Consider the following 21,871-nt stretch of genomic DNA (forward strand, 5'->3'; position numbering starts at 1 on the left):
GCCGCCGGTTGCCGAGGATAAGACTCATGCCGATTTCAGTCATGACAAGATTGGGGCGGATCGCCTTTTTCAGCCTCCTGCTTGCCTTTTCAATGGGCTTTCCGGCCGGTATGGCTGGAGGTCAGGACACGCCCCGTCTTCAGCCTCAGGATTGCAGCAAGTGCCACCAGGAACAGAGCCTCGCCATCAAAACAGAGGGCAAACGTCATCGCAGCAGCATCTCCTGCATTGACTGCCACAAGGAGCATCTACCGGACGGAACGGACACCATCGCCACCTGCGACCGTTGCCACCCCCCTACCCGGATGAAACATTTTACCGTGGTCGGCTGCCGGGAATGCCACCCGCCGCACACCCCACAGCAGATCGACTACAGCGATCTGCCCCGGGCGACGCCGGCCTGCGTCTCCTGTCATTATCAGGCAGCGGCCACCATGCGCGACTTTCCCAGCGACCATGCGGTTCTCGACTGCAAGTCCTGTCATGCCCGGCATGGCGAGCACGACGAATGCCTGACCTGTCATGACCCGCACCAGGAGGGGGAGACCAATGCATACTGCCGGCGCTGCCATACTCCCCACAAGCCGCTGCAGATTACCTACGGCTCCGACATGTCTTCGGGCACGTGCATTTCATGCCATGAGGAGCAGGGGGAGCAGCTGGACAATACGCCGACCAAGCATCAATTGCTGTCCTGTACCTACTGTCATCGTAATCAGCACGGTTTTATACCACCCTGCACCTCGTGCCACGCGCAGCCTCATGACGAAAGCATTCACAGCCGGTTCGAGGGCTGCAATGACTGCCACGGCGGTGCGCACAACCTGATGAAATAATTAAAGCAAATTTTACTCTCAAGTTTTTACCGACTGATTTCCATCCTTAACATTGAAGCAAAGCGGATCCGCTCACCATGAAAAATCAGCACCGGATCACCTCCGACAAAATGCTTGCATCATCAGCTCGGGCGCTGATCGTCCTGATGCTGATCGTGTACGCAACGCCCGTTGCGGCCGGGGATCCGCTGAGCTTTATCGGCAACTGGAATTATCGTAAAAGCGGAGGAGATACAGGCGACAGTTCTCTTTTCAACCATACATATACGCTGATCTATTCCAAAGAACTCTCCGATGCCATGGCCTTCTCCGCTTCAGTTCGCTACAATGAAAACATTCCCTCCGGGGATCTGGAGAAGACCGATTCCATCAACCCCACTCTGTCCCTCGATACCCGCAATGATTTCTTCTCTCTCAATCTCAATGCCTCCCGAACCGAACTGAATCGCGAAGACAACCCTTCGCGAACGGATCAATCATGGAGCGCCAACTTTCAGACCCAGGTCGAGCAATGGCCAAGCCTGAGACTCTACTACAATCAGAACAGCAGCTACGATGACGGCTCGCCCCGACGCCAGGATGTCGATTCCGATGTTTTCGGAGCAACGATCGAATACACCATCGCCCATTTCGACCTGCTCTACGATTTTCGTCGCTCCGAAAGCCAGGATCATGTCAACCGCAGCGATACAGAAACCACCGACCACACAGCCCAGGTCGGCTATTCCAACGCGTTTTTCGGCAACCGGGTCAGCGTGGCCGCGTCCCAACAATATCAGAGCTTCAAAACCAGCACTGAAACCCGGGTCGGCGTGGGGGGCCGCTTTTTTGTGCCGGCTTTTCTTTTCGGCGGCTTCTCCAGCGAGGACGACACCCCGGCAACGGGCACACCTGCAAACAACCCGGCCCTGATCGACGGAGACACAGACGCCTCCGCCGGCATCGACATCACCGGCACGACGATCAAACAGAACATGGCTGTGCAGATAAATCTGCAGCCAATCGACCGGGTGCGCATATACCTTGACCGCATGATCGACACTGCGACCCAGAACCGGTTGCAGTGGAGCATCTATCAAAGCTCGGACCTGACCAACTGGACACAAATCACCAACATCCTGCCCGTCTTTTATGACGAGGAAAACGGTCGCACCCTGGTAGTTCTCGACCTTGTCGATGCCGCCGAATCCCGTTACATCAAAGTCGTGAGCGATACAACGCTGCCGTCCACGATCTCGGTTTTTGTCACTGAAATGGAAGCCGGCACAGTACGTATCGCAACTTCCGACCGCTTCAGCATCAATCAGCGCACCATCAATCTGCAGTCCCAGTTCAGCACGACGGTGCGCATTACGGATTCCTGGCAGGTCAGCTACAACCTGCGCCGCAACGAAAACCGTCCCGACAACGGCCTTGACACGGTACAGTTCAATCACACCCTGAGCACGCGCTACAACCCGAGCGAGCTTCTGACCCTGAGCCTGGGCATCTCCGAGAATATCGACTGGACCGACAGCGACGAAGACCGCCGCAGCCGCTCCTACTTCATCTCGGTCGGCTCCCAGCCTCTGCCGACACTGAACTATACACTGGGCTACACGCGCACGGAAACCCGCAGCGATGAGCATGGCGATATCGACGGCGACTCCTTCAGCGCCCTGGTCAATGCCACTATCTTCCCGGATTTGACCAGCAGTCTCTCGGCCAACTGGAGTCAAAGGGAAGACATTACCGACGGCAGAACGAACACGGTCTATGGATTCAACCTCGATGCCACGGCCCGGTTGAGCCCACGGCTCGATCTCAATATCGACCTGGGGTATACCAAATCCACCTCTGAAGGCGAACTCATCGATGACGAAACCACAACCGGCACCCGTTACGGCTTTAACCTCGGCTACCGCCCATCGGATATTCTGCTGTTCAATGGTGGATTCCATCGTCAGGTCGAGGAGAACACCTCGGTGGTCAATGCCTCTTTTACCGGCCTCTGGACACGCAAACTGCAGACCATTTTCGGGCTGACCTACTCCATGGGAGATGAAGACAGCCGACAGTACACTGGAACAATCAGCTGGCTGGTCAGCCGCAGAATTTCGACGCAGATCAATGGGAGTTATCTGGATGCAGATTCCGGCGACAGCTGGAGCATCCTTTCGAGCCTGCATCTAACGCTTTGACAGGCGGGGCCTTTGTCCCGATAATGATATCCGGCATTCGGACGGGCGCCCCTGCCCGTCCCAGATTGAAGGAAGGTGATCAACGTGCAAAGATATGTTTTCGTCAGCATTCTGGCGCTGCTGTTTTTTGCCGCAGGGTGTTCCTCACCTCGGCATTTCGCTGCGGAAAGCCTTGAACTTGACTATGTGAAGAGAATCGTGGTTCTTCCTTTTGAAAACAACACCGAGACCAAATTCGCCGGTCAGCGCTTTCGCGACATTGTCACGACCGAAATTCTCAGTGCCGGCCTCTTCGATGTGGTGGAGCGTGGCGAATCGCAACGCTTTCTGCGGGAAGAGGTTGTCAGCAAAGAGCAGGAAATAATCGATCAGGCGACCGCTTTGCGCCTCGGGCAGGAGCTTAATGTTGAAGCCTACCTGGCGGGAGCAGTCAACGACTTCTCCGAGCGGCAGAACGGCAGCTACAATTACCCGGTCGTCGCCGCGACTTTGCGCCTGGTCGACGTCAAGACCGGGCAGATTATCTGGCAGGCCGGCGACAGCGAGAGCGGTTACCGCACCTTTGACCGGCTGTTCGGATTTGCCGCCCCGGACATCAACCAGGTCGGGTATCGTCTTGCAAGGCGCCTGCTCTCGACAATCAAGGGGCGTTAAGGAGTTGGCACGAATGAACCGCCTGTGTCGGGCGACATTGCTTTTGGCCCTGGCAATACTGTTGCAGATTGCGGGGCCCGGATCGGCCCTGGCCCAGAAAACCGTTCTGCTCCCGGTCGCGGATCTCAGCCGTGGCGAAAACGGCCTGCACCTCGGGTTGACCAGAACGGTCATGAGCGCCCTGGAGCGTATCGGCCTTGAAGTCGCGCCTATGGGAGACGTCCTGCGGTTTATGTCGGACAACAAAGTCCGCAGTTATCACTACCTCGACTCCTTTCTGATACAGAAGATCGGGCGTGATCTCAACGCTCAGCTGGTCCTGATGGGGACCGTCACCGAAACCGCCGGCCGCACGCCTGCCATCGGGCTGAGCTTCACCGCATACGAGACGGCACGCGGCGCCCCCATCTGGGGTGAAACCGCTGCCACCAGCATACGTGAGCAGGCCGGTGTGCTCGGCCTGGGGGAACCCGCCGGCGTTGAAGACCTGGCAAATCCCCTTATCGATCAGATCCTCGGTGAATTCCATAAAAACGTCTACGGGGGATTCATTCCGGAAGTTCGCGAATACCAGCTGGTCGGCATGCAGGTCACCCCGGCTTATGTGCAGGGGGGCAGCCGCATCGAAGCCCGCTTGAAAATACGATTTCTCGGTTCACACCCGAAGCTTATCGGGGCGCGCAGCGCCGCCGGGCAGACCTACCTGCTGCATGACAAAAAGACCAATACCTGGCAGGGCAGTTGGGCAGCTCCCAAGGAAGAAGGCAGCTATCCCATCGACATCACTCTCGAATGGGAGCCAGACACGGACGTAGAAACCCTGCAGGAAGTCGCGCGCTACGTGGTGATCAACGAACCACCGGGGCTGACCCTGGAAATCAAGAAAGGGCAGCGCATCGGAACGGACCTCGCCTTCAACAACCATCTCCTCATCCTGCCGCGCCTTGGCAAGGTCAGCCCACTGGCGCGCTGGGGACTTGAAATCCTGACCGAAGACGGCATACGCGTGGTCCAGGAGGAGCATGAGGGCGACATCCCGGAAAGACTGATCTGGGAGGGCAAGGGAAGCGACGGGTTCAAGCTGGCCAACGGCGCGTACGATATCGTTTTCCATGTTTATGACCTGGCCGGCAATCACAGCGAAGCCTCACGGCGGGTCGTGTTTCAGTCCGCCCCTCCCAAAATCAGGGCGGAAGTCCAGGTCATTGAGAGTGAAGGGCGGCTTGAGCTCCGCACTGATGGCGCATTCACCTATCCACTGGTCAACTGGTCTGCGGAAATAAAATCGATGACCGGGACAACGCTGCTGCAGGAAAGTGGCGATGACCTGCCGGCGACCCTCAAATTTAAACCTGTCGAGGGGGAGGAAAATGCCTTTCTGACTCTGACCGGCGAGGATCAACTTGGAAACCGTCTGCGCATCGCCCGACAAAAATTGCCCCTGGTCGAAGGCGAAGCCGAGATTGAGGAGCAGGAAGCCAAGTCCTGGGTTCAGGATTTCTGATGAATATGTCATGGTTATTTAAATTCACCGCCCTGCTGATCCTGTCATCGCTCTGCGGGTGCGCCGGACAACGCATGCCACAGACCCGCATGTCGGCAATGGCGGAAACCGATATCTGCCGCATCGCCATCATGCCTTTCGAAAACCGCACGCGAGACGACCGGGCAGCGACCATGGCATACCGGGTATTAATGGCTGAACTGATCGGGAGCGGGCAACTCGAGGTTGAACCGGAAGGCGATGTCGGCCTGTTTCGACTGCGCCACCGCCTATTTCCCGGTGAGAGGCTTCTTCCCGACCAGTATGCAGACCTTGCGCGGCAGATGAAGGTCGATGCCATTGTGCGGGGGCGCATCACCGATATCGGTTACGACAGCAGCAGAGGGGAGCGGGACATCCCCTATATTGCACTTCAGCTTGATCTTTTTGATGTCCGACGGGGACACCCCGTTCTGAATACCATCCATCGGCGCTACGGCGATGAGTACCGCAAGATGATGCATTTCGGCGTCATTACGACAACAACGGGCCTGATGGCCCGCATGTCGCAGGAAATTATCGCTGACTGGTCAGAAAAAGGAGTAGGCAATTGCCCATGAGAACACATCACGCATTTTTCCGAATCATCATCACAACCCTCCTCGTCCTGGGCCTGAGCTCCCCCCTGCATGCGTTCTGGGGAAACAGCGATGTCCTCGTCACGGTCAATGACACTGAATATTCTCCGGCGGACTTCCGGAACTGGTGGCGCGAATGGCGCGAACCCGGCATGAATATCCCCGAAACCCCCGATCCTTACATCGACTGGCTTCTGCTTTCTTCCGAGGCCAAAGCCATGCAGCTCGACGAAAACGCGAGCTATCTCAAAAAACTCGATGTTTTCCTCAAGGTTCGCTCTCTGATGCAGCTTAAAGCCGAGGAGATCGACGCCAACAAGGAAATTCCACCGCGCGACGTTCTCTGGGAGAGCTACCGGGAAGAATATACGCCTATTTTCGATCTGGCCATGATTGCAGTGCCCGAACAGGAGCAGGCGCAGGTAGTCCGCCGGTTTCTTGATGAAGGCGTTGCCTTCCTTGATGCGGCTGAAGCTGCAGGCCTGGAAAATGTTGCGGAGGAACTTGAACATACCGGCCCCATGCGCTTCACCCGCATCCCCGATCCGCTGCGTGAAGCGATCATGCCCCTTGGGGAGGGCGATATCGCAGGACCGGTATTTTTCGGCCATTCCTATTACTTTATCGAGGTACTGGAGCGCAACGAGGGTTCCGATGCCGATTTCGAAACCTTGAAACAGGCTCTGATCCGCCAGGAGCAGAAAAAGCAGGAGGCTCGGCTGACCCAGGCGTTGCTTGAACGCCTGATGGACAAATATCAGGTTCAAGTCGATGAAGAAGCCATCGCCGCCATCGATCCTGAAGGAGTTTCCGGCGAAGACGCGGAACATACCGTCATCAGGATTGCTGACATCAAAATCCCGGCATCGGTGGTCTATGAGGCGGTGCAGAAAGCACAGAAAACACGCGGCCAAGCGCGCCATGATCCCGAAAGTTTTGCCGAGTCCAAAAAAAGGGTCGTCCAGGACATTCTCAGTCAGACGCTGACCAATATGGAAGCACTGGACCGGCATTACGAAGAGGTGCCGCCGTTAAAGCAGACCTTCGAATTTTACCAGGGGCACCGTCTTATCAAGGAGCTTGAGGCGGAGATCATCAAACCGCGCGCCGAAGTAACAGACGAGAACGTCAAAGCTTACTACGACGAAAACCCGGGGCTTTTTTCCCGTGAGGGATTTGTGGAAATGGCGATGGTGCGCACCAATGAAGCCCAACTGGCGGAGCGCATCACCCGGGAGCTTAAAACAGGAGCAGATTTCTTCTCTGTCATGGAGCCTGTCTCCCCGGCCGGAGTGCGAATCGAAAAACGCCCCGCCGCTCACCTGCCTGATGCCATCAAGGCCGAACTGGAAAAGCTCTCTCCTGGCCAGGTTGGCATCGTTGAAGATGGCGACGAAACCGTCTTTATCAAGCTGGTGCGGCGCGAAGATCAGGACCGGATTCCTTTTGATGCAGTACGTGACCGCATCCGCACGCAGCTCGAGGAAGAACGCTTTGAGTCGGTCCGCAACGAGATGATTCAGCAACTGCGGGCGCTCAGCGATATTGAGATCAATCAAAGCGCATGGAAGAAACTGAGAAAAACCCTTGTTGAAGAAGAGGTTTGACATGAGTCCAGAGCGCAAGCCCATGTGGCGATGGCTTATGATCCCGGCAGCATTGGCAGGCATGTTCATGATGTTCGCCTGCACCTCGCCTGGAACCGGTTCCCGTGAGGGCAAAACCTGTTTGGACTGCCACGAGCAATACCGCGACCAGTACAACCAGGGAGTGGTTCATCAACCGGTGGCGCGAGGCGACTGCGCCGGCTGTCACCGTCGACATGGATTGATCGGCGGTGCATTTCTTCATGTCGAAGGAGCCAAGATGTGTTTCCGCTGCCATCAGGAGTTCGCCCAGGACCTGGGGCGTGCCAGATCTCTGCACCCTCCTGTTGAGCAGGGCAATTGTCAGCAGTGTCACGAGCACCATAACGGTCCCCATGCCGACCTGCTGAAAACACCCGAGAAGGATCTGTGCTTTACCTGCCATGACGCAGCGCTCTTCACCCGTGCTTTCGTCCACAAGCCGATGGAAGACAGCTGCCGCACCTGCCACAGCACGCACGGCGCCCCCGCCGCCGCTCTACTTCAGGAAGAAGAGCAGACCCTCTGCGCAAGATGCCACAGCGTCAGCGATCGCGGTTTCAAACAGACCCATGCCGATTATCCGGTTGTCGATACCTGCTCCGACTGTCATGCGGTCCATTCCGCGGACAACGCCGCGCTTCTCAAAAGCCACACCCATCAACCCATGGCGGGGCGAAACTGCGAAAGCTGCCACAATTCGCCCAACGCATCCTCTGCGTTTGCCTTGGAGAAGCGCGACAGCGCCCTGTGCTACCAATGCCATCAGGACCGCCGTTCGGCTTTTTCCTCTGCGGAAGCACATGCGCCGGTGGCCGAAGGGAAATGTGAGAGCTGTCACACGCCCCACGCCTCCGAACAAGTTGGCCTGATTCGCACGTCGCCTGACCAGCTCTGTTTTGAGTGCCACCAGTTCACCCGCTTTGGGCCACAGCCCCCGGACCAGGAGATTCCGGCCGGAGGAAGCACCCATGCCCCGGCGCGCGATGGTGACTGCCTGAGCTGCCATGTGCCGCACATTGCCGAAGCAGGACGCAGCGCCCTGCTGAACAGCGCCCCGGATTCACTCTGTTTTGAGTGCCACCGGGAGCAGACCGCAAACAAGCGGGTTGCCCACCAGCCGGCGCGCGACGGCGACTGTCACTACTGTCATACTCCCCACGAAAGCAATGGCCCGGGCCTGCTGGCAAAGCCGCAACGCCATCTGTGCGCCGAATGCCATGCATCCGTCGAAGAAACACTTGGGCTTCCAAGCCTTCACCGACCCTTTGTTTCAGGCGACTGTTCGTCCTGTCACGACCCTCACGGGGCAAACCTCAAGAACCTTCTCCGTGGGCGCGGGGCGGACTCCTGCGCCGAATGTCACGGAACCATCGAGACCGAGCGCAGGCTTGCCAACCGGCATCAGCCGTTCACCGAAGGACGCTGCGATTTGTGCCATCTGCCCCACGGCAGCAACGAGGCCTTTCTGCTTGCCGGCAGCGCCAGTGAGCTGTGCATCGACTGCCACAGGGACTATCGCGTTAAGCCCGACACCCCCGAGGCCCATGCAAACTGCACGGTCTGTCATCATGCCCACGGCAATGGGGAACCCAGCTTCCAGCTTCGCGAGCAACCCGATCTCTGCCTCACCTGCCACGAAGTGAACCGCTACTGGAGCGACGGCGTCGGACACGCACCCGCGGTCAATGGTGAATGCAACCGGTGTCACGACCCTCATGCCCCACAGAATAGCCCGGCCGGTAAGCGCAATATCTCACTGTGCGCCCAATGCCACGACACTTCGGAGAGTGCCCTGTCGGGATCGCACCGGGGGATCAAACCCGGCCCCGGGAGCTGCCTGAACTGCCATGACCCGCACGGAGGCCCCGATGCCTCCCTGACGCTTCCAGTCAAGCATGCGCCGTTTTCAGAAGGCAACTGCACACCCTGCCACCCGGGAGGGCTTTAAACGATGAAAAACATCAGGTTTTCCATTCATACCGGATTGTTCGTCCTGCTGCTGGTGGTTGTCTCCACTCCGGCTGTTGCACAAAACTGTTTTAACTGCCACGACAGAAGCGCCTTCACAGACAAATTCGTCCACTCCCCGGTACGCGAGGGAGATTGCAGCCTGTGCCACAACCCCCATGTCGCGCGCCACGAAGGCCTTCTGCACCAGGCCGAAGCGCAGCTGTGTCAGCAGTGCCACCAGGATCAGCAACGGCAGATGGCTGAGAACGCCTACCTGCATCCGCCCGTACGGCAAGGACGCTGCAGCCAGTGCCATGATCCCCATGCCGCTCCCAACGCAGCGCTGCTGCCGCAGCAAGGCAGCGCGCTGTGCTTCAGCTGCCATGATGAGATGCAGCGGGATTTCAAGTTCAGCCATCAACCCTTCCGGCAGGGGCAGTGCTCGACCTGCCATGCATCCCACGGTGCCGAGGACACGCGCCTGTTGAAAAAGGACGGAACTCAACTATGCCTCGACTGCCATCGCACCGGTTCCGCCTGGAGTCGGAAACACCTCGGCCGCAAGGCAGCAGAGATGGACTGCCTGTCCTGCCATCACCCGCATGGCAGCGATTCACGCCTGATGCAGCGGGCGGTTCAACACGAACCCTTCTCGCAAAAGCAGTGCTCAAACTGCCATGACCGCGACACGCAAAGCAGCGACGTCTGCCTCGGCTGTCACCAGGACACTCTGCCGTCATTCAATCACATTCACAGCCATCTCGGCATCGCCGGTGCTGGAAACGCCTGCACGACCTGTCATAACCCTCACACCGGCGACCGTCAGGGGCTTCTCCCGGCCAATGTCGGCAACGTCTGTCGGGATTGCCACAGCGCAACCTTTGACACGCGCGACCGAATGCTGCACAAGCATCCAGGCTGGAACAACTGCACCGACTGCCACGACCTCCACGGCGCCGACAATCCCGGCATGCTCAAAAACGAAGGCAACGCATGCGCCGACTGCCACAAGCGCCACGCGGCCTTCTCGCATCCGATGGGTGACAAGGCACCCGACCCGCGTGACGGCCGCCCTATGACCTGCGAAACCTGCCATGACGCCAACACGGGGACCATGTACCAGCACTTCCTGCGGGGCAGCGGCGAACGCGGCCTGTGCATCCAGTGCCACCAGGATTATTAAAAATGTACCCGGTTGAGGGAGAAGAATCGATGAAACACCTCAAGCACTTCTTGTTTATGATCACCGCTGGCCTGCTGAGCCTCGCACTCGCGGGACCTGCCATCGCAGAAGGTCCCTGGAAGTTCTCGCAACAGCTTCCGGCCCGCGACGCAGGCATTGTTCTTGAGCGCCCCATGGCCGTCACAATCGATGAGCAGACTCGTCGCTACTATGTGGTCGATGCAGGGCGCTCGCAACTGGTCTCCTTCAATCAGGACGGAACCCTTCATGCCGCCTTCAATGCAGGCGGCCGCCTCGATCGGCCCATCGCCATGGCGCGCAGCCGCAACGGCACACTCTGGGTCGTCAACCGCGGCACCAACGAACTGCTTCACATCAACGTCGCCCGACAGGAAGTCAACGGTTATTCCATCAACTATCCGGATGGAACCCCGGCTTTTCCTGCCGGTGTTGCCGTTGATGAAAAAGACCGCCTCTTCATTCTTGACGGCAAGAGAGGCGCCGTCCTCCTGATGGACGACAACCTCAAGATTTCACGGCAATTTGCCGGAGAAAACAATTTCCAGGGATTTAACGATTTTGTTCTGAAGCCTGACGGTCTTTGGGCGCTGGAGGCAAGTGCCCGCAAGGTTTACCATTTTTCCATGGATGGCACCCTTGTTAAGGTGATACAATTATCGGGATTGGAGTTTCCGGTGGCACTGGAGTTGGACGCCGGAGGGCAGATATACGTTCTGGACCGCCGCACAGGAGTCATCACCGCATTCGGTCGCGACGGTGCGAAAAGGTTTGACTTTCTCGGGAAAGGCAAACGCCACGGACAGGTCTGGAACGGCACGGATCTGCTGTTTGACTGGTCGGGGCGTCTTTGCGTCGCAGATGAAGGCAGCGGTCAGATTGAAATACTGACCCGTTGACAGATCTTCGAATGGTACCGCGATGGACAGGACCACCGAAATGAAACCTGAATTGATAGGATCCAGTCGGGACCTCCCTTTTTCGAGAGGTCCCAAGACCTGCAATTTTCTCCTGCTTCTTTTTCTGCTTTCCCTTGTTTCGGCACCCGGGATGGTCTGGTCTGCCGTTCGCGGACATTGCTCTTCCTGCCATACGATGCATCACAGCCAGGACGGAAGGGCCTTGAGTCAATGGGGAGAGGAGGGGCCGTACCAGGCCCTGCTGACCACCGATTGCGCGGGCTGCCACATGGGCGTCAACAGCGGCGGGGAGACTCCGTTCGTCATCTCTGCGACCGAACCCTCTTACCAAATGACAGGAACCGAAGCGGGCACCAACACCCTGGCAGGCGGAAATTTCTTCTGGGTAGCCAGCACCGGCATGGATTCACGCGGCCACAATGTCGAGGGGTTGACCGCCCCGGACAGTTCCCTCCCTTCGCCCCCGGGATTCGACGGATCCCAGGCAGCCGCCGATGGAAGCATACCGGCCGGCGGAAGCTGGCCCAACGGCCGCCAGGTAGGCTGTGCGGGGACATACGGCTGCCACGGCACCCACAGCGAAACTCATCCGGTTGCCGCTGTCAAGGGAGGGCACCATCAGGGGCGTGGAGGAGCAATCACCTCCCCCGGGTCTGAACCTGCCGGGGGGTATCGCATGCTGGTGGGCATCGCCGGCTACGAAGACCCGCTGTGGGAATATAGTGTCGATGCCGGCAGCCACAACCAGTACAAGGGTGCAGATGGAACCCGGGACGATTCTACCATAAGCTCCCTCTGCATTCGCTGCCACGGCAAGTTTCATGACCAGGGAAGTATCGGCAGATGGATCCGCCATCCGGTTGACTATGACATGGCCAACTCGGCCGCCGACTCCGAAGTCCGGGGCTACGGCGGCGACACCAACCAGTATCAACCCGCGGTCCCCGTGGCCAGCTTCGATGTTTCCCGCCCCTTGAGCCAGGTCAGCATGCAAGGCGGGGAAGCCATCGTAACCTGCCTGAGCTGCCATCGGGCCCATGGTTCTCCCTACGACAAGATGATGCGCTTTAATTATGCAGGCTCCCTCGGAGACGGTTGCATCGTGTGTCACACCTCAAAGGACTGAGCGGCCGGTTCCTGAACTGCAACGAGGAATGTCCATGATCGTTTTTAAAATAGACCGACATTTTTTACGGCGGGTTGCGGCACAAGCCCTCGCCCTTCTGTTCCTGGCCTCCGCTGGATATGCCGGACCCTATCGGGAGTCAGCCCACGGCGACGGGGATGAAGGCGTTCACCGCCTGGTCCCCGGGGTCTCCTCTCCCGGACCCTATATAACCGGCAACTGCGCCCATTGCCATGAACAGCACGCGAGCATGGGAGGTCAGGAGCCTGTTCCCCAAAACGGCGGGCCCTCCCCGTTCGCACTTTTCGCACCGCCATTCGATTCCGCGCGGCGCTTTGCACCTTACCAGATGGAAGATGTTTTCTGCTTTTACTGCCACAGCGGCGCGTCATCGCTGCAACGCTCTGCCTCCCTGATGGAAAACTACGATTACAGCCGCAACTTCGGAGGGCTGACCGGCGGCCCCAACAACGTCCTTGAGGCATTCAATCAGCCTCTTGCCGGCCTGTCCGCCTCCTACCACAATCTGTACGATATCTGGAATCATTCCCAGAGATTCAACTTCTTCAAGTCCAACTCCACGCCCTGCAGCGCCTGTCACAATGCACACCGCGCCCGGCAGAATCGCGAACACCCTCAAAATCCTGATTTTACCGCCATTTCTCTCCCCACCGACCACGAAAGCCTGTGGGGAGATGATGCGGGCGAAACCATGGCAGCCTATAACGGTGAATACGAACATCCGCTTTATGCCGGACCCTCAGGCGGCCGTGAACCCGCTGGTGTCGGCGCCGCTCTTGCCAACGGCTCGCAGGTGCCGGACTATAATCGTTTCTGCCTCGACTGCCACGCCGAACAGGTCTACAGCTCGACGTTATCCCGCCAGATCCCCCGCATCGACTGGACCACCACCGGCGGGGATACATATTCAGCCGGCGACAAGCATGGTCGCAACTCTTACACCAACGAAATTCTGGTTCAGGCCCCTTTTGATTCGGCTATGGGGCAGAATCGCGGTTTCGTTCTTTCCTGCCTCGACTGTCATGAACCCCACGGCGCCCCCAATGCCTATCTGATCCGCCGCGGTGTCAACGGTTCTGCACTGATGGGCCAGGTAACGGGAAGAGCGGCAGACAACAGTATGGGATATCTCTGCCGGCAATGCCACAAGGATGATGACGCACAATATGGCGGAGCTGTAAACAGTTGGCGTTTTGTACACCACGACTCACAGGAAGCACCCTATACGGCCTGGCAATGCGCGACCTGTCATCCGATGGGGGGCGGGACGGGAACGCAACCGCCGATCGGCTGCGGATACTGCCATGGCCACGGCATGACCATCGACAAGTCCACGCCGGGCACACTACCCAGTGGACAAACCATCCCCGCCCCCAACGGGGGAGCACGCAAGACTTTCTAGGACCGGCGTATGTATCTACCTCGTATACTTTTTGTACTTTGGGCCATTTTTACTCTCACCGGCTGTCTTGCGTCTTCTCCCGGGCGCAGTGCTGCGCCCTCGCCCGACCAGGCACTGACAACGACATACCTCTCTCATTCCGGGCCCTCAACGGTCGACACATCCTTCGTTCTCGACGACTTTGCGCTTCAATCGGAAGGAGAGTGGGTCCAACTGGGCATTGAATCAGTGACCGTCGATTCCAAACATCACCGCGCCCCTCAGCGCGCCCTTGGGCTTGCATCGCTGCCGCCAGCAGATTACGCAAAGATCCGTTTTCGTCTATCCCGCCTTAAGGTCGGCAGGTCTGTCATCCCCCCCTCGGAGGATTACAGAATCGTTGAACTGACATTGTCCGAGCCGCTTAGACTGGAAGCCACCGACAGTAAGTGCCTTTTTCTCGACTGGTATCTTGCCGTAGATGAAAACGGCGGCGCCATGACGCCTGTTTTCAAGGCCTGGGGACAGGGGCAAACTCTGGGTGGGGATCTTCTTTTTGCAGCCTGTGACCAGATCAACACCATTTACGTCATACGCTCCGATATCAACGAGGTGGTTGCATCTTTCGGCATTCCTGGACCACTGGGAGAAATCGCCGTGGCTTCCGACAAGCGGCGCCTGCATGTCCTCAGCACCGGGGAGAGAAGCATTTTTACCTTCGATGCCCTCAATCTCCACTTGATCGATCGCATTCCTTTATCCCGCACGATGGAGCCTCGGCATCTGGTTCTTTCCGAAGACGCACGCTACGCATTCGTATCCGACGCCGCGACAGGCCAGGTTCTCAAGATTGATCTTGCCAGCGGCCATGTCGCACAACAGATTCGGATCGGTCACCGCCCGGAACGGATCGCCTACGGATCCGGTTCTCCCGCACGCATTGCCGTGGTTGCACCCCGATCCCAGCAGGTTTTCATTCTTGACGCCAACTCCCTTCGCACCCGTATCATCGTTTCGGTCGGCATGAATCCAACCAGCGCCCTTTTCTTTGCCGGCGATCTTTATGTCGCAGAACAGGCTTCCCAGACCGTTTCCATCTACGAAGAAGCCAGCGGACGGCAACAGTCCTCCATCAATGTCGGCTTTCAGCCGGACTACCTGCTGGCCCTCTCGGACCGCAAGGTCCTGGTCAGCAATGCCGGCGAGCAGAGTCTCTCCGTGCTTGTCCCCGATCAGGCCACATCTTTTCGAACCATCCGCGCCGGGAGCAACCCGACCACTCTCGCAAAATCAGAGACCCGCCAACTGCTTTATGTCGCCAACCGCAGTAAAAACCGTATCACCGTCATTGATCTGGCCTCAGAAAAAATTGAACAAGAGATTGAACTGGGGGGCATGCCTTTTTCCCTCGCTGTTCTGGATTGATTCTGGCCACAGCCCTTTCCGCCAAAACACTGCCTGCCAGAGGTCAAATAACGAATTCTGTCTTTCCCGCTCAACTTGCCCTTAATTGGCCCACTATAACACCTGTAAAATCAGGACTCTCCAGCCGCCAATCATTAATTTCTCTGATAACCACATCAGTCATCTTGTGCGGCACAGCTGATGCATGTTAATTAGAGGTAGAAACAATACCTTCTTTATTCTGTCTCCATTCCTGGCGAGAAAATTTGCTTTTCTCTACAAAAAACAGTAAAATTCAGCACTTTCACTACAAAATTGATTGCACCGCGCTACCTTGTCGAAGAAATTAGAATCGCATCAATCGATCAATCAGTGCTAAATTCAACAAAAAGGCGACCATCGATTTGTCCACCTGGAGAAGTGTAGGGATGGCCAACGCCTTTATCGGCCAGGGAGTCCACGGAGGGCACAACGAAATGAAGAATCGGGACAGAAAGACCTCAATCATTCTTGCCGCGGCTGCCACGCTTGCGGCAATCCTTCTGGCCGGTTCCGCATGGAGCGCAGTCTCCGGCGACTGTGTCAACTGCCACACCATGCATAACAGCCAGGACGGCACTGCCATCGAATTCAACGGTGAGATCAACGAAGACGCTAATGCCAGCCTGCTCAAGTCAGATTGTATCGGCTGCCACTCCAACCCCGCCGGCAGTGAAACGATTCTTACGCTAGGTGATTCACGGGTCCCCATCGTCTACAATCCGGGCGGCGGCGTGGTCTATCCGAGCGACGGCAGCTCGAGCGGCACCCTGGCCGGCGGCAACTTCTACTGGGTGGCGACCCAGGGCGATGCCTACGGCCATAATGTGCGCGGCATCTCCGACGCCGACCAGAACCTCCCCTTCGCCCCGGGCGGCTTCGACGGCGGAGACGGCTGTAATAACTGCCACGGCTCCATGACCTATGCCAATGGCGGTTGCGTCAGCTGCCACCTGCCCGCCCACCACAGAGACGCCGCAGGGGACATCGTCGGTCAGGATCACGGCTGGTACCGCTTCCTTGGCAGCACCATGTACGCCGACCTCACAGCGCCAGGTGTTATGGGCGTGGAGAGCGGCGACTGGGAGCAAACCGTCAGTTCCACCAACCATAATGTGTACAAGGGCACTGAACGCCTTTATGGTACCAGTTTTTCAATGCAGGACAACAGCATCGGCTCCTTCTGTGCCGGCTGCCATGGAAACTTTCACCACGCAGGATATGCAGCACCAGGCGGCGGCATGACCAATTCACTCGGGGCCTGGATCCGGCACCCCTCGGACGTCATCATTCCCAACGAGCGCGAATATGCCGACTACACAACCTACGACCCATTGGCTCCAGTCGCAAAGACGTCTCTCGATGGGAGCGTGACCGATGCCGTGGTCCCGGGTGAGGACGTGGTGACCTGTATCTCCTGCCACCGCGCGCACGGCTCTCCCTACCCTGACATGCTGCGCTGGGATTACGCCAATGACTGCAACACCGGCAATGCCGATACGGAAACCGAACCTTGCGGATGTTACAGCTGCCACACCACCAAGGACGGGGCCTGATCAGAAAAAAATTGAGCAGGAGATCGAGCCGGGAGGAATGCCTCTTCTCTCGCCGTTCTTGACTGATTCAAGCCGCATCCTTTCCCGTCAAATCACCGTCTGCCAGCCGTCAAATGACGCATCCCTTTTTACCGGCCCGAACTCCTCCTAATTGGCCCTCTATAATGGCCATAAAAGGCGGACGTCCCAGCCGATAATCATTAATTTTTTTGATAACAAATTCGGTCATCTTGAACGGCACAGCTGATGCAACCTCATTAAGCGTAGAAACAACGCGTCATTTTACCGCCATCCCCGGCGGGACGATTTGTTTTTTCTCAACAAAAACAGCTATATTTGGCGCTTTTAACACAAAATTAATTGCACCGCGCAGCCTTGTCAATTAAATTAGAAGCGTACCAAACGGTCAATCAGTACCAGATCCGATAAAAGACCTGCCACAGTTTATTCACCCGGGGGAGGGTGGAGTTTACCAGCGCCTTTATCGCCAAGGGAGTTCAGGGAGGCTATAACACAAATGAAAAATCGGAACAGAAAGACTTCGCTCTTGCTTGCCGTCACTGCCATATTGGCGGCAATCTTGCTGGCCGGTCCCGCATGGAGCGCAGTCTCCGGCGACTGCGTCAACTGCCACACCATGCATAACAGTCAGGACGGCACCGCCATCGAATTCAACGGTGAAATCAACGAAGACCCTAATGCCAGCCTGCTCAAGTCAGACTGTGTCGGCTGCCACTCCAATCCCACCGGCAGCGAGACGATCCTCATGCTCGGTGACTCACGGGTCCCCATCGTCTACAACCCGGGCGGCGGCATCGTCTACCCGACGGACGGCAGCTCGAGCGGCACTCTGGCCGGCGGCAACTTCTACTGGGTTGCAACTCAAGGCGACGCCTACGGCCATAACGTCCGCGGCATCTCCGACGCCGACCAGAACCTCCCCTTCGCCCCGGGCGGCATTGGGCAAAGCGGCACCCATTGTAATTACTGCCATGACTCCATGACCTACGAAAACGGCGGTTGCGTCAGCTGCCACCTGCCTGCCCACCACAAAGACGCCGCAGGGGACATCGTCGGCCAGGATCACGGCTGGTACCGGTTTCTCGGCAATGCCATGATCGGCGACCTCTCGGCTGCCGGAGTCATCGGCGTGGAGAGCGATGACTGGGAACAGACGGTCAGCTCTACAAATCATAATGTCTACAAGGGGACCGAACGCCTTTACACATCAACCTTTACAACGCAGGATAACAGCATCGGCTCCTTTTGCGCCGGCTGCCACGGCAACTTCCATCATGAGTATTCCGAAGGCGGCGGCATGACCAATACCATGGGCGCCTGGATCCGTCACCCGTCTGACGTCATCATCCCCAACGAGCGCGAATACGCCAACTACACAACCTACGATCCTCTGGCACCGGTCGCCAAGACGTCTCTCGATGGAACCGTGACCGATGTCGTGGTACCGGGTGAGGACGTGGTGACCTGCATCTCCTGCCACCGCCCGCATGGCTCCCCGTACCCGGACATGCTGCGCTGGGATTACGCCAATGACTGCAATACCGGCAATGCCGACACGGAGGCCAATCCTTGCGGATGTTACAGCTGCCACACCACCAAGGACGGCGCCTGATTTAAACTTCAAGAATTAACTGTTCAAAAGTTCGACAGTTTCCTAAAGCCGTCCTGAATAGAACAGAACACATTCACCGAACACTGGGAGGTAAGACATGAAGACTCAAAAGACGATCAAACAGGTTCTGACGGTGGTGGGGGCCACCTTTCTGATCCTCGCCGCAGGCAACGCCTTGGCGGCCATCAGCGGCACGTCCTGCGTGGAATGCCACACCATGCATAACAGCCAGGACAACGCCAGCATGCAGTTCGATAGCGGCGCTGCGCCGGCAGCCAGCCTGCTGCGAGCAGCCACCTGCTCCGGCTGCCATGCCATTCCCGGCCGCGCCAACAGCCCGACCGAACCGATTCCCCAGGTCGACGGCCAGAATTACGGCACCGACACCCTGGCGGGCGGCAGCTTTTTCTTTGTCAACAGCGCAGATGCCAATGCGCACAACGTCATCGACTTCGGTGCGGCTGAAGATACCGCGCTGGGGCTCACCCCTCCCGGCTGGGACAACACCCTCGATGGCGCCGTCAACACCGAGGCAAGCTGGACCCAGCAGCTGACTTGCTCGGGGACCTACGGCTGCCACGGCACCCATGATACCGTCGACACCTTCGGCGCGATCAGTGGTGCTCACCACCAACCCGGAGATATCGACGGCACCACCGTCGGCAACAGCTACCGGTTCCTGGACGGTATCATGGGTCTTGAATCCCCGGATTGGGAGCTTGTCCCCTCCACCACAAATCATAATGTTTACAAGGGCGTGGCACGCACCCAGGCCAACAATGCCAGCGACAAAAGCACCATCAGCTTCCTGTGCGCTCAATGCCACGGCAAGTTCCATACGGCTGCCGATATCGACAACACTGCAGGCCCCAACCAGATGTCGAGCCCCTGGCTGCGTCATCCCACTGACATTGACCTGCGCGCTGTCGGTGGAGAATATGCCGCCTACACCTTCAATGTCGAGGCGCCTGCCGCTCTGAGCACCATGCCTGCGGACATCGCTTCCGCCGACTACAGCAGCGAAGCCATCGTCACCTGCATCTCCTGCCACCGCGCCCATGGGTCCCCCTACGCGGACCTGTTGCGCTGGGACTATGACGGCATGAGCGCCGGCACCACCGGCGACGCAGCCGGCACTGGCTGCTTCCGCTGCCATACGACAAAAGACGGCATCTAATCGATTACGTCACTGCATACGTGAAAAAAGGCCGGCCTGGCAAGGCCGGCCTTTTTTTTGATATCTCATCGTGCGCGCCATTCAAGCCTCTTGTTCCAGGAGTTGAGATCTGCTAAATTGTTAACATCCTCTCATCCCGTTGGATCTTTTTCCTTTGGGAGAACAATGGACATGCGCCCAATGATGAAGGGGTCGAAAATTTTGAAAGCCGCCGTACAAATCCTTGCAATCGCCTTTTTTGCACTGGCCGCGCCCATGGCGGCGTCGGCCGCGCCCTCTAATCCAGGGGAGTCATGCGTCAGCTGCCATCAAGCCCTGGTCGACAAGGGCCGCGGACAGCGTTATGTGCATGCGCCTTTTCTTGAGAACAACTGCACCGCCTGTCACATTGAAGGCGCAGCAGTAAGTTCCGCGAACGCAGAAGCCGTTGACAACACTGACGCTGGCAGTGAAGATAATGTCAGATGGCTGGAGCTACCATTTCACCAGGCCCAGGAGCACTGGATTCAATTGGATGAAGAACTCTCCGGGTCGACTCTCTGGGTCAAAACAAAAGGGTCCGGTTACCGCCCGCCCATCGAAAAAATTTCTCTTCCGCCCCTGTCTTCTCTTCCACGGTTGAATAACGATCTACCCCCCCCACAGCTTTCTGAAATCGAGGTTGCCGATATACGCAAAGCGATGACGGTTTCTGTAACTCTCAGCTGGAAAACGGATGAATTTTCCGATTCGGAAGTCCACTTTGGCCGCGAAGAATTGAATTCAAGCAAAAGGGCTCCCACGTTGACCCGAAAACATGAAGTCACCCTGGTGGGGCTGGACCCGGGAAAGACATATCAATACCAGGTCGTCTCACGGGATGTTCATGGCAATATCGCGCGCTCCGCGATCCTGGAGTTTGATACCCGGCGCAACCTTATTGCTTCCGGGTCCGGCAACGCCGACCTGCCGCAGACCCCCCAAACAGAGCCGGGCTGGCATCTCTATCGGATTGGCGAAAGTTCCAGTTATCTTCTCGCTTATACCGCACAGCAACCTGTAACCCTGGATATTGGGACAACGGCACCGTCTCCCTCGCTTCTTGCAGAAGAGACTGCAAGTTCTTCCGGCAGCACAAACGGTCACCCAACTCTGAAAACCAGCCATGACACGAACATTTCCATTTGCAGAGATTGCCACCAGGAGATTCGGGAGACCTACTCCCACCCGGTCAATGTCCTGCCGCCTGCCGATATGGAAATCCCGCAGGAATATGAACTGATGCCGGATGGACGCATCAGCTGCATGTCCTGCCACTCAGCCCACGGATCAGCCTTTCGTTATCGCCTGGTCAAATCGGGCAAAGCGGATCTCTGCCGAGGTTGCCATCGTAATTATTGACCGGACCGGGGCCGTTTTCTTTGAAAATGTGATAATCTCACTTCAGCATGATATCTGGCCTATCCACGCACAGGTTTTACAGGAGAGTTCATGGGCACCAATCAAAAATTCAAGGGTCGTAAAAAACTCAACCTCAAAGTCAAGCGCGAATTTCAATCATGGATGCTGCGCCGGGTTTTTGTAGTCGTCGGCATCAGCGCCTTGATTGCTGCGTGCATCCTCTATTTTTACGCACGGGCGGAAGTGGTTGGATCCTTTTTCGAGGCCCACGTCAAAATCAGGCGCGTCAGCGAACTGCTGCTGCCCGTTATCGCGGCCGGATCAGCCGTCAGCCTGGTGGCTGGGGGGTTGCTGGCCCTTTTTCTGCCGCAGAAAATCGCCGGCCCCATTTATCGAATAGAGCGGGAGCTGATAAAAGTCGCTTCAGGTGATCTGACAACCCGCTTTACCCTGCGCAACGGTGACACCCTGCAGGATTTTGCCGCCGACATGTCGCAAACCATCGAGTCCTTGCGCCACACCGTCGATCAGGCCAAACAGAGCCTCGATTCGCTGGAGACCGCATTGAACGATAACCGGGTGGAAGACGCCAGGAGTTTTGCGGCAGAGGCACGAACGGCCCTCGCCCGCTTAAAGACCCATAAAGACGCCTGACAGTCACCTC

The 21,871-nt window shown here is 57.5% G+C and carries 17 protein-coding genes; all 17 read left to right on the forward strand.

All coding sequences use genetic code 11. The features are described 5' to 3' along the window. Nucleotides 1-26: 26 nt before the first annotated feature. A complete protein-coding gene (locus tag GSUB_RS18160) occupies nucleotides 27-836 on the forward strand; it encodes a cytochrome c3 family protein (protein ID WP_052464928.1) in 810 nt (269 codons plus the stop codon). Between the two features lie 77 nt (nucleotides 837-913). Next, complete coding sequence (locus GSUB_RS13380; RefSeq protein ID WP_040201235.1) at nucleotides 914-3,016, forward strand: TonB-dependent receptor; 2,103 nt, start codon at nucleotides 914-916, stop codon at nucleotides 3,014-3,016. A gap of 84 nt (nucleotides 3,017-3,100) precedes the next feature. Next, nucleotides 3,101-3,670, forward strand: a complete 570-nt coding sequence (locus GSUB_RS13385; protein WP_158414089.1) for an LpoB-related protein — start codon at nucleotides 3,101-3,103, stop codon at nucleotides 3,668-3,670. A 13-nt stretch (nucleotides 3,671-3,683) separates the two neighbouring features. Further along, the gene (locus tag GSUB_RS13390; RefSeq protein WP_040201239.1) at nucleotides 3,684-5,174 is read left to right on the forward strand and encodes a hypothetical protein; all 1,491 of its coding nucleotides are present in this window, start codon (nucleotides 3,684-3,686) and stop codon (nucleotides 5,172-5,174) included. A gap of 5 nt (nucleotides 5,175-5,179) precedes the next feature. Beyond that, entirely contained in the window at nucleotides 5,180-5,773 is a 594-nt protein-coding gene (locus tag GSUB_RS13395; RefSeq protein ID WP_144402021.1) for a hypothetical protein, read from the forward strand. Next, nucleotides 5,770-7,398: a peptidylprolyl isomerase gene (locus GSUB_RS13400; protein ID WP_040201241.1), complete on the forward strand. Its 1,629-nt coding sequence runs from the start codon at nucleotides 5,770-5,772 to the stop codon at nucleotides 7,396-7,398. Before GSUB_RS13395 ends, GSUB_RS13400 begins: the two co-directional genes overlap by 4 nt. A 1-nt stretch (nucleotide 7,399) precedes the next feature. Then, nucleotides 7,400-9,367 (forward strand): cytochrome c3 family protein, encoded by a 1,968-nt coding sequence (locus GSUB_RS13405; RefSeq protein ID WP_040201242.1) that lies wholly within the window; start codon nucleotides 7,400-7,402, stop codon nucleotides 9,365-9,367. Nucleotides 9,368-9,370: 3 nt separating this feature from the next. After that, nucleotides 9,371-10,552 (forward strand): cytochrome c3 family protein, encoded by a 1,182-nt coding sequence (locus tag GSUB_RS13410; RefSeq protein ID WP_040201243.1) that lies wholly within the window; start codon nucleotides 9,371-9,373, stop codon nucleotides 10,550-10,552. A gap of 29 nt (nucleotides 10,553-10,581) precedes the next feature. Continuing rightward, on the forward strand, nucleotides 10,582-11,469 hold the full coding sequence (locus tag GSUB_RS13415; RefSeq protein WP_144402022.1) for an NHL repeat-containing protein: 888 nt from the start codon (nucleotides 10,582-10,584) through the stop codon (nucleotides 11,467-11,469). A gap of 223 nt (nucleotides 11,470-11,692) precedes the next feature. Further along, the gene (locus GSUB_RS13420; RefSeq protein WP_158414090.1) at nucleotides 11,693-12,616 is read left to right on the forward strand and encodes a cytochrome c3 family protein; all 924 of its coding nucleotides are present in this window, start codon (nucleotides 11,693-11,695) and stop codon (nucleotides 12,614-12,616) included. A gap of 34 nt (nucleotides 12,617-12,650) precedes the next feature. Next, complete coding sequence (locus GSUB_RS13425; RefSeq protein ID WP_040201247.1) at nucleotides 12,651-14,039, forward strand: cytochrome c3 family protein; 1,389 nt, start codon at nucleotides 12,651-12,653, stop codon at nucleotides 14,037-14,039. Nucleotides 14,040-14,048: 9 nt separating this feature from the next. Further along, nucleotides 14,049-15,443 carry a YncE family protein gene (locus GSUB_RS13430; protein WP_144402023.1) on the forward strand — a complete coding sequence of 465 codons (1,395 nt, stop codon included), beginning with the start codon at nucleotides 14,049-14,051 and terminating at the stop codon, nucleotides 15,441-15,443. Between the two features lie 407 nt (nucleotides 15,444-15,850). Continuing rightward, a complete protein-coding gene (locus GSUB_RS13435; protein ID WP_040201249.1) occupies nucleotides 15,851-17,017 on the forward strand; it encodes a cytochrome c3 family protein in 1,167 nt (388 codons plus the stop codon). A gap of 517 nt (nucleotides 17,018-17,534) precedes the next feature. After that, nucleotides 17,535-18,650 (forward strand): cytochrome c3 family protein, encoded by a 1,116-nt coding sequence (locus GSUB_RS13440; RefSeq protein ID WP_040201250.1) that lies wholly within the window; start codon nucleotides 17,535-17,537, stop codon nucleotides 18,648-18,650. 97 nt (nucleotides 18,651-18,747) lie between these two features. Then, the gene (locus GSUB_RS13445) at nucleotides 18,748-19,827 is read left to right on the forward strand and encodes a cytochrome c3 family protein (protein WP_040201252.1); all 1,080 of its coding nucleotides are present in this window, start codon (nucleotides 18,748-18,750) and stop codon (nucleotides 19,825-19,827) included. Nucleotides 19,828-19,998: 171 nt separating this feature from the next. Then, nucleotides 19,999-21,207: a cytochrome c3 family protein gene (locus GSUB_RS13450; RefSeq protein ID WP_158414091.1), complete on the forward strand. Its 1,209-nt coding sequence runs from the start codon at nucleotides 19,999-20,001 to the stop codon at nucleotides 21,205-21,207. Between the two features lie 90 nt (nucleotides 21,208-21,297). Then, the gene (locus tag GSUB_RS13455; protein WP_040201255.1) at nucleotides 21,298-21,861 is read left to right on the forward strand and encodes a methyl-accepting chemotaxis protein; all 564 of its coding nucleotides are present in this window, start codon (nucleotides 21,298-21,300) and stop codon (nucleotides 21,859-21,861) included. Nucleotides 21,862-21,871 lie beyond the last annotated feature (10 nt).

Origin of the sequence: Geoalkalibacter subterraneus (assembly GCF_000827125.1) — a bacterium.
Taxonomy (GTDB): Bacteria; Desulfobacterota; Desulfuromonadia; order Desulfuromonadales; family Geoalkalibacteraceae; genus Geoalkalibacter_A; species Geoalkalibacter_A subterraneus.

Coding starts and splice junctions, on each gene's coding strand:
- GSUB_RS13390 (WP_040201239.1), top strand. CDS start 3,684: ATGAACCGCCTGTGTCGGGCGACATTGCTTTTGGCCCTGGCAATACTG.
- GSUB_RS13440 (WP_040201250.1), top strand. CDS start 17,535: ATGAAAAATCGGAACAGAAAGACTTCGCTCTTGCTTGCCGTCACTGCC.
- GSUB_RS13395 (WP_144402021.1), top strand. CDS start 5,180: ATGTCATGGTTATTTAAATTCACCGCCCTGCTGATCCTGTCATCGCTC.
- GSUB_RS13400 (WP_040201241.1), top strand. CDS start 5,770: ATGAGAACACATCACGCATTTTTCCGAATCATCATCACAACCCTCCTC.
- GSUB_RS13445 (WP_040201252.1), top strand. CDS start 18,748: ATGAAGACTCAAAAGACGATCAAACAGGTTCTGACGGTGGTGGGGGCC.
- GSUB_RS13410 (WP_040201243.1), top strand. CDS start 9,371: ATGAAAAACATCAGGTTTTCCATTCATACCGGATTGTTCGTCCTGCTG.
- GSUB_RS13430 (WP_144402023.1), top strand. CDS start 14,049: ATGTATCTACCTCGTATACTTTTTGTACTTTGGGCCATTTTTACTCTC.
- GSUB_RS13450 (WP_158414091.1), top strand. CDS start 19,999: ATGCGCCCAATGATGAAGGGGTCGAAAATTTTGAAAGCCGCCGTACAA.
- GSUB_RS18160 (WP_052464928.1), top strand. CDS start 27: ATGCCGATTTCAGTCATGACAAGATTGGGGCGGATCGCCTTTTTCAGC.
- GSUB_RS13405 (WP_040201242.1), top strand. CDS start 7,400: ATGAGTCCAGAGCGCAAGCCCATGTGGCGATGGCTTATGATCCCGGCA.
- GSUB_RS13415 (WP_144402022.1), top strand. CDS start 10,582: ATGAAACACCTCAAGCACTTCTTGTTTATGATCACCGCTGGCCTGCTG.
- GSUB_RS13425 (WP_040201247.1), top strand. CDS start 12,651: ATGATCGTTTTTAAAATAGACCGACATTTTTTACGGCGGGTTGCGGCA.
- GSUB_RS13455 (WP_040201255.1), top strand. CDS start 21,298: ATGGGCACCAATCAAAAATTCAAGGGTCGTAAAAAACTCAACCTCAAA.
- GSUB_RS13380 (WP_040201235.1), top strand. CDS start 914: ATGAAAAATCAGCACCGGATCACCTCCGACAAAATGCTTGCATCATCA.
- GSUB_RS13435 (WP_040201249.1), top strand. CDS start 15,851: ATGGCCAACGCCTTTATCGGCCAGGGAGTCCACGGAGGGCACAACGAA.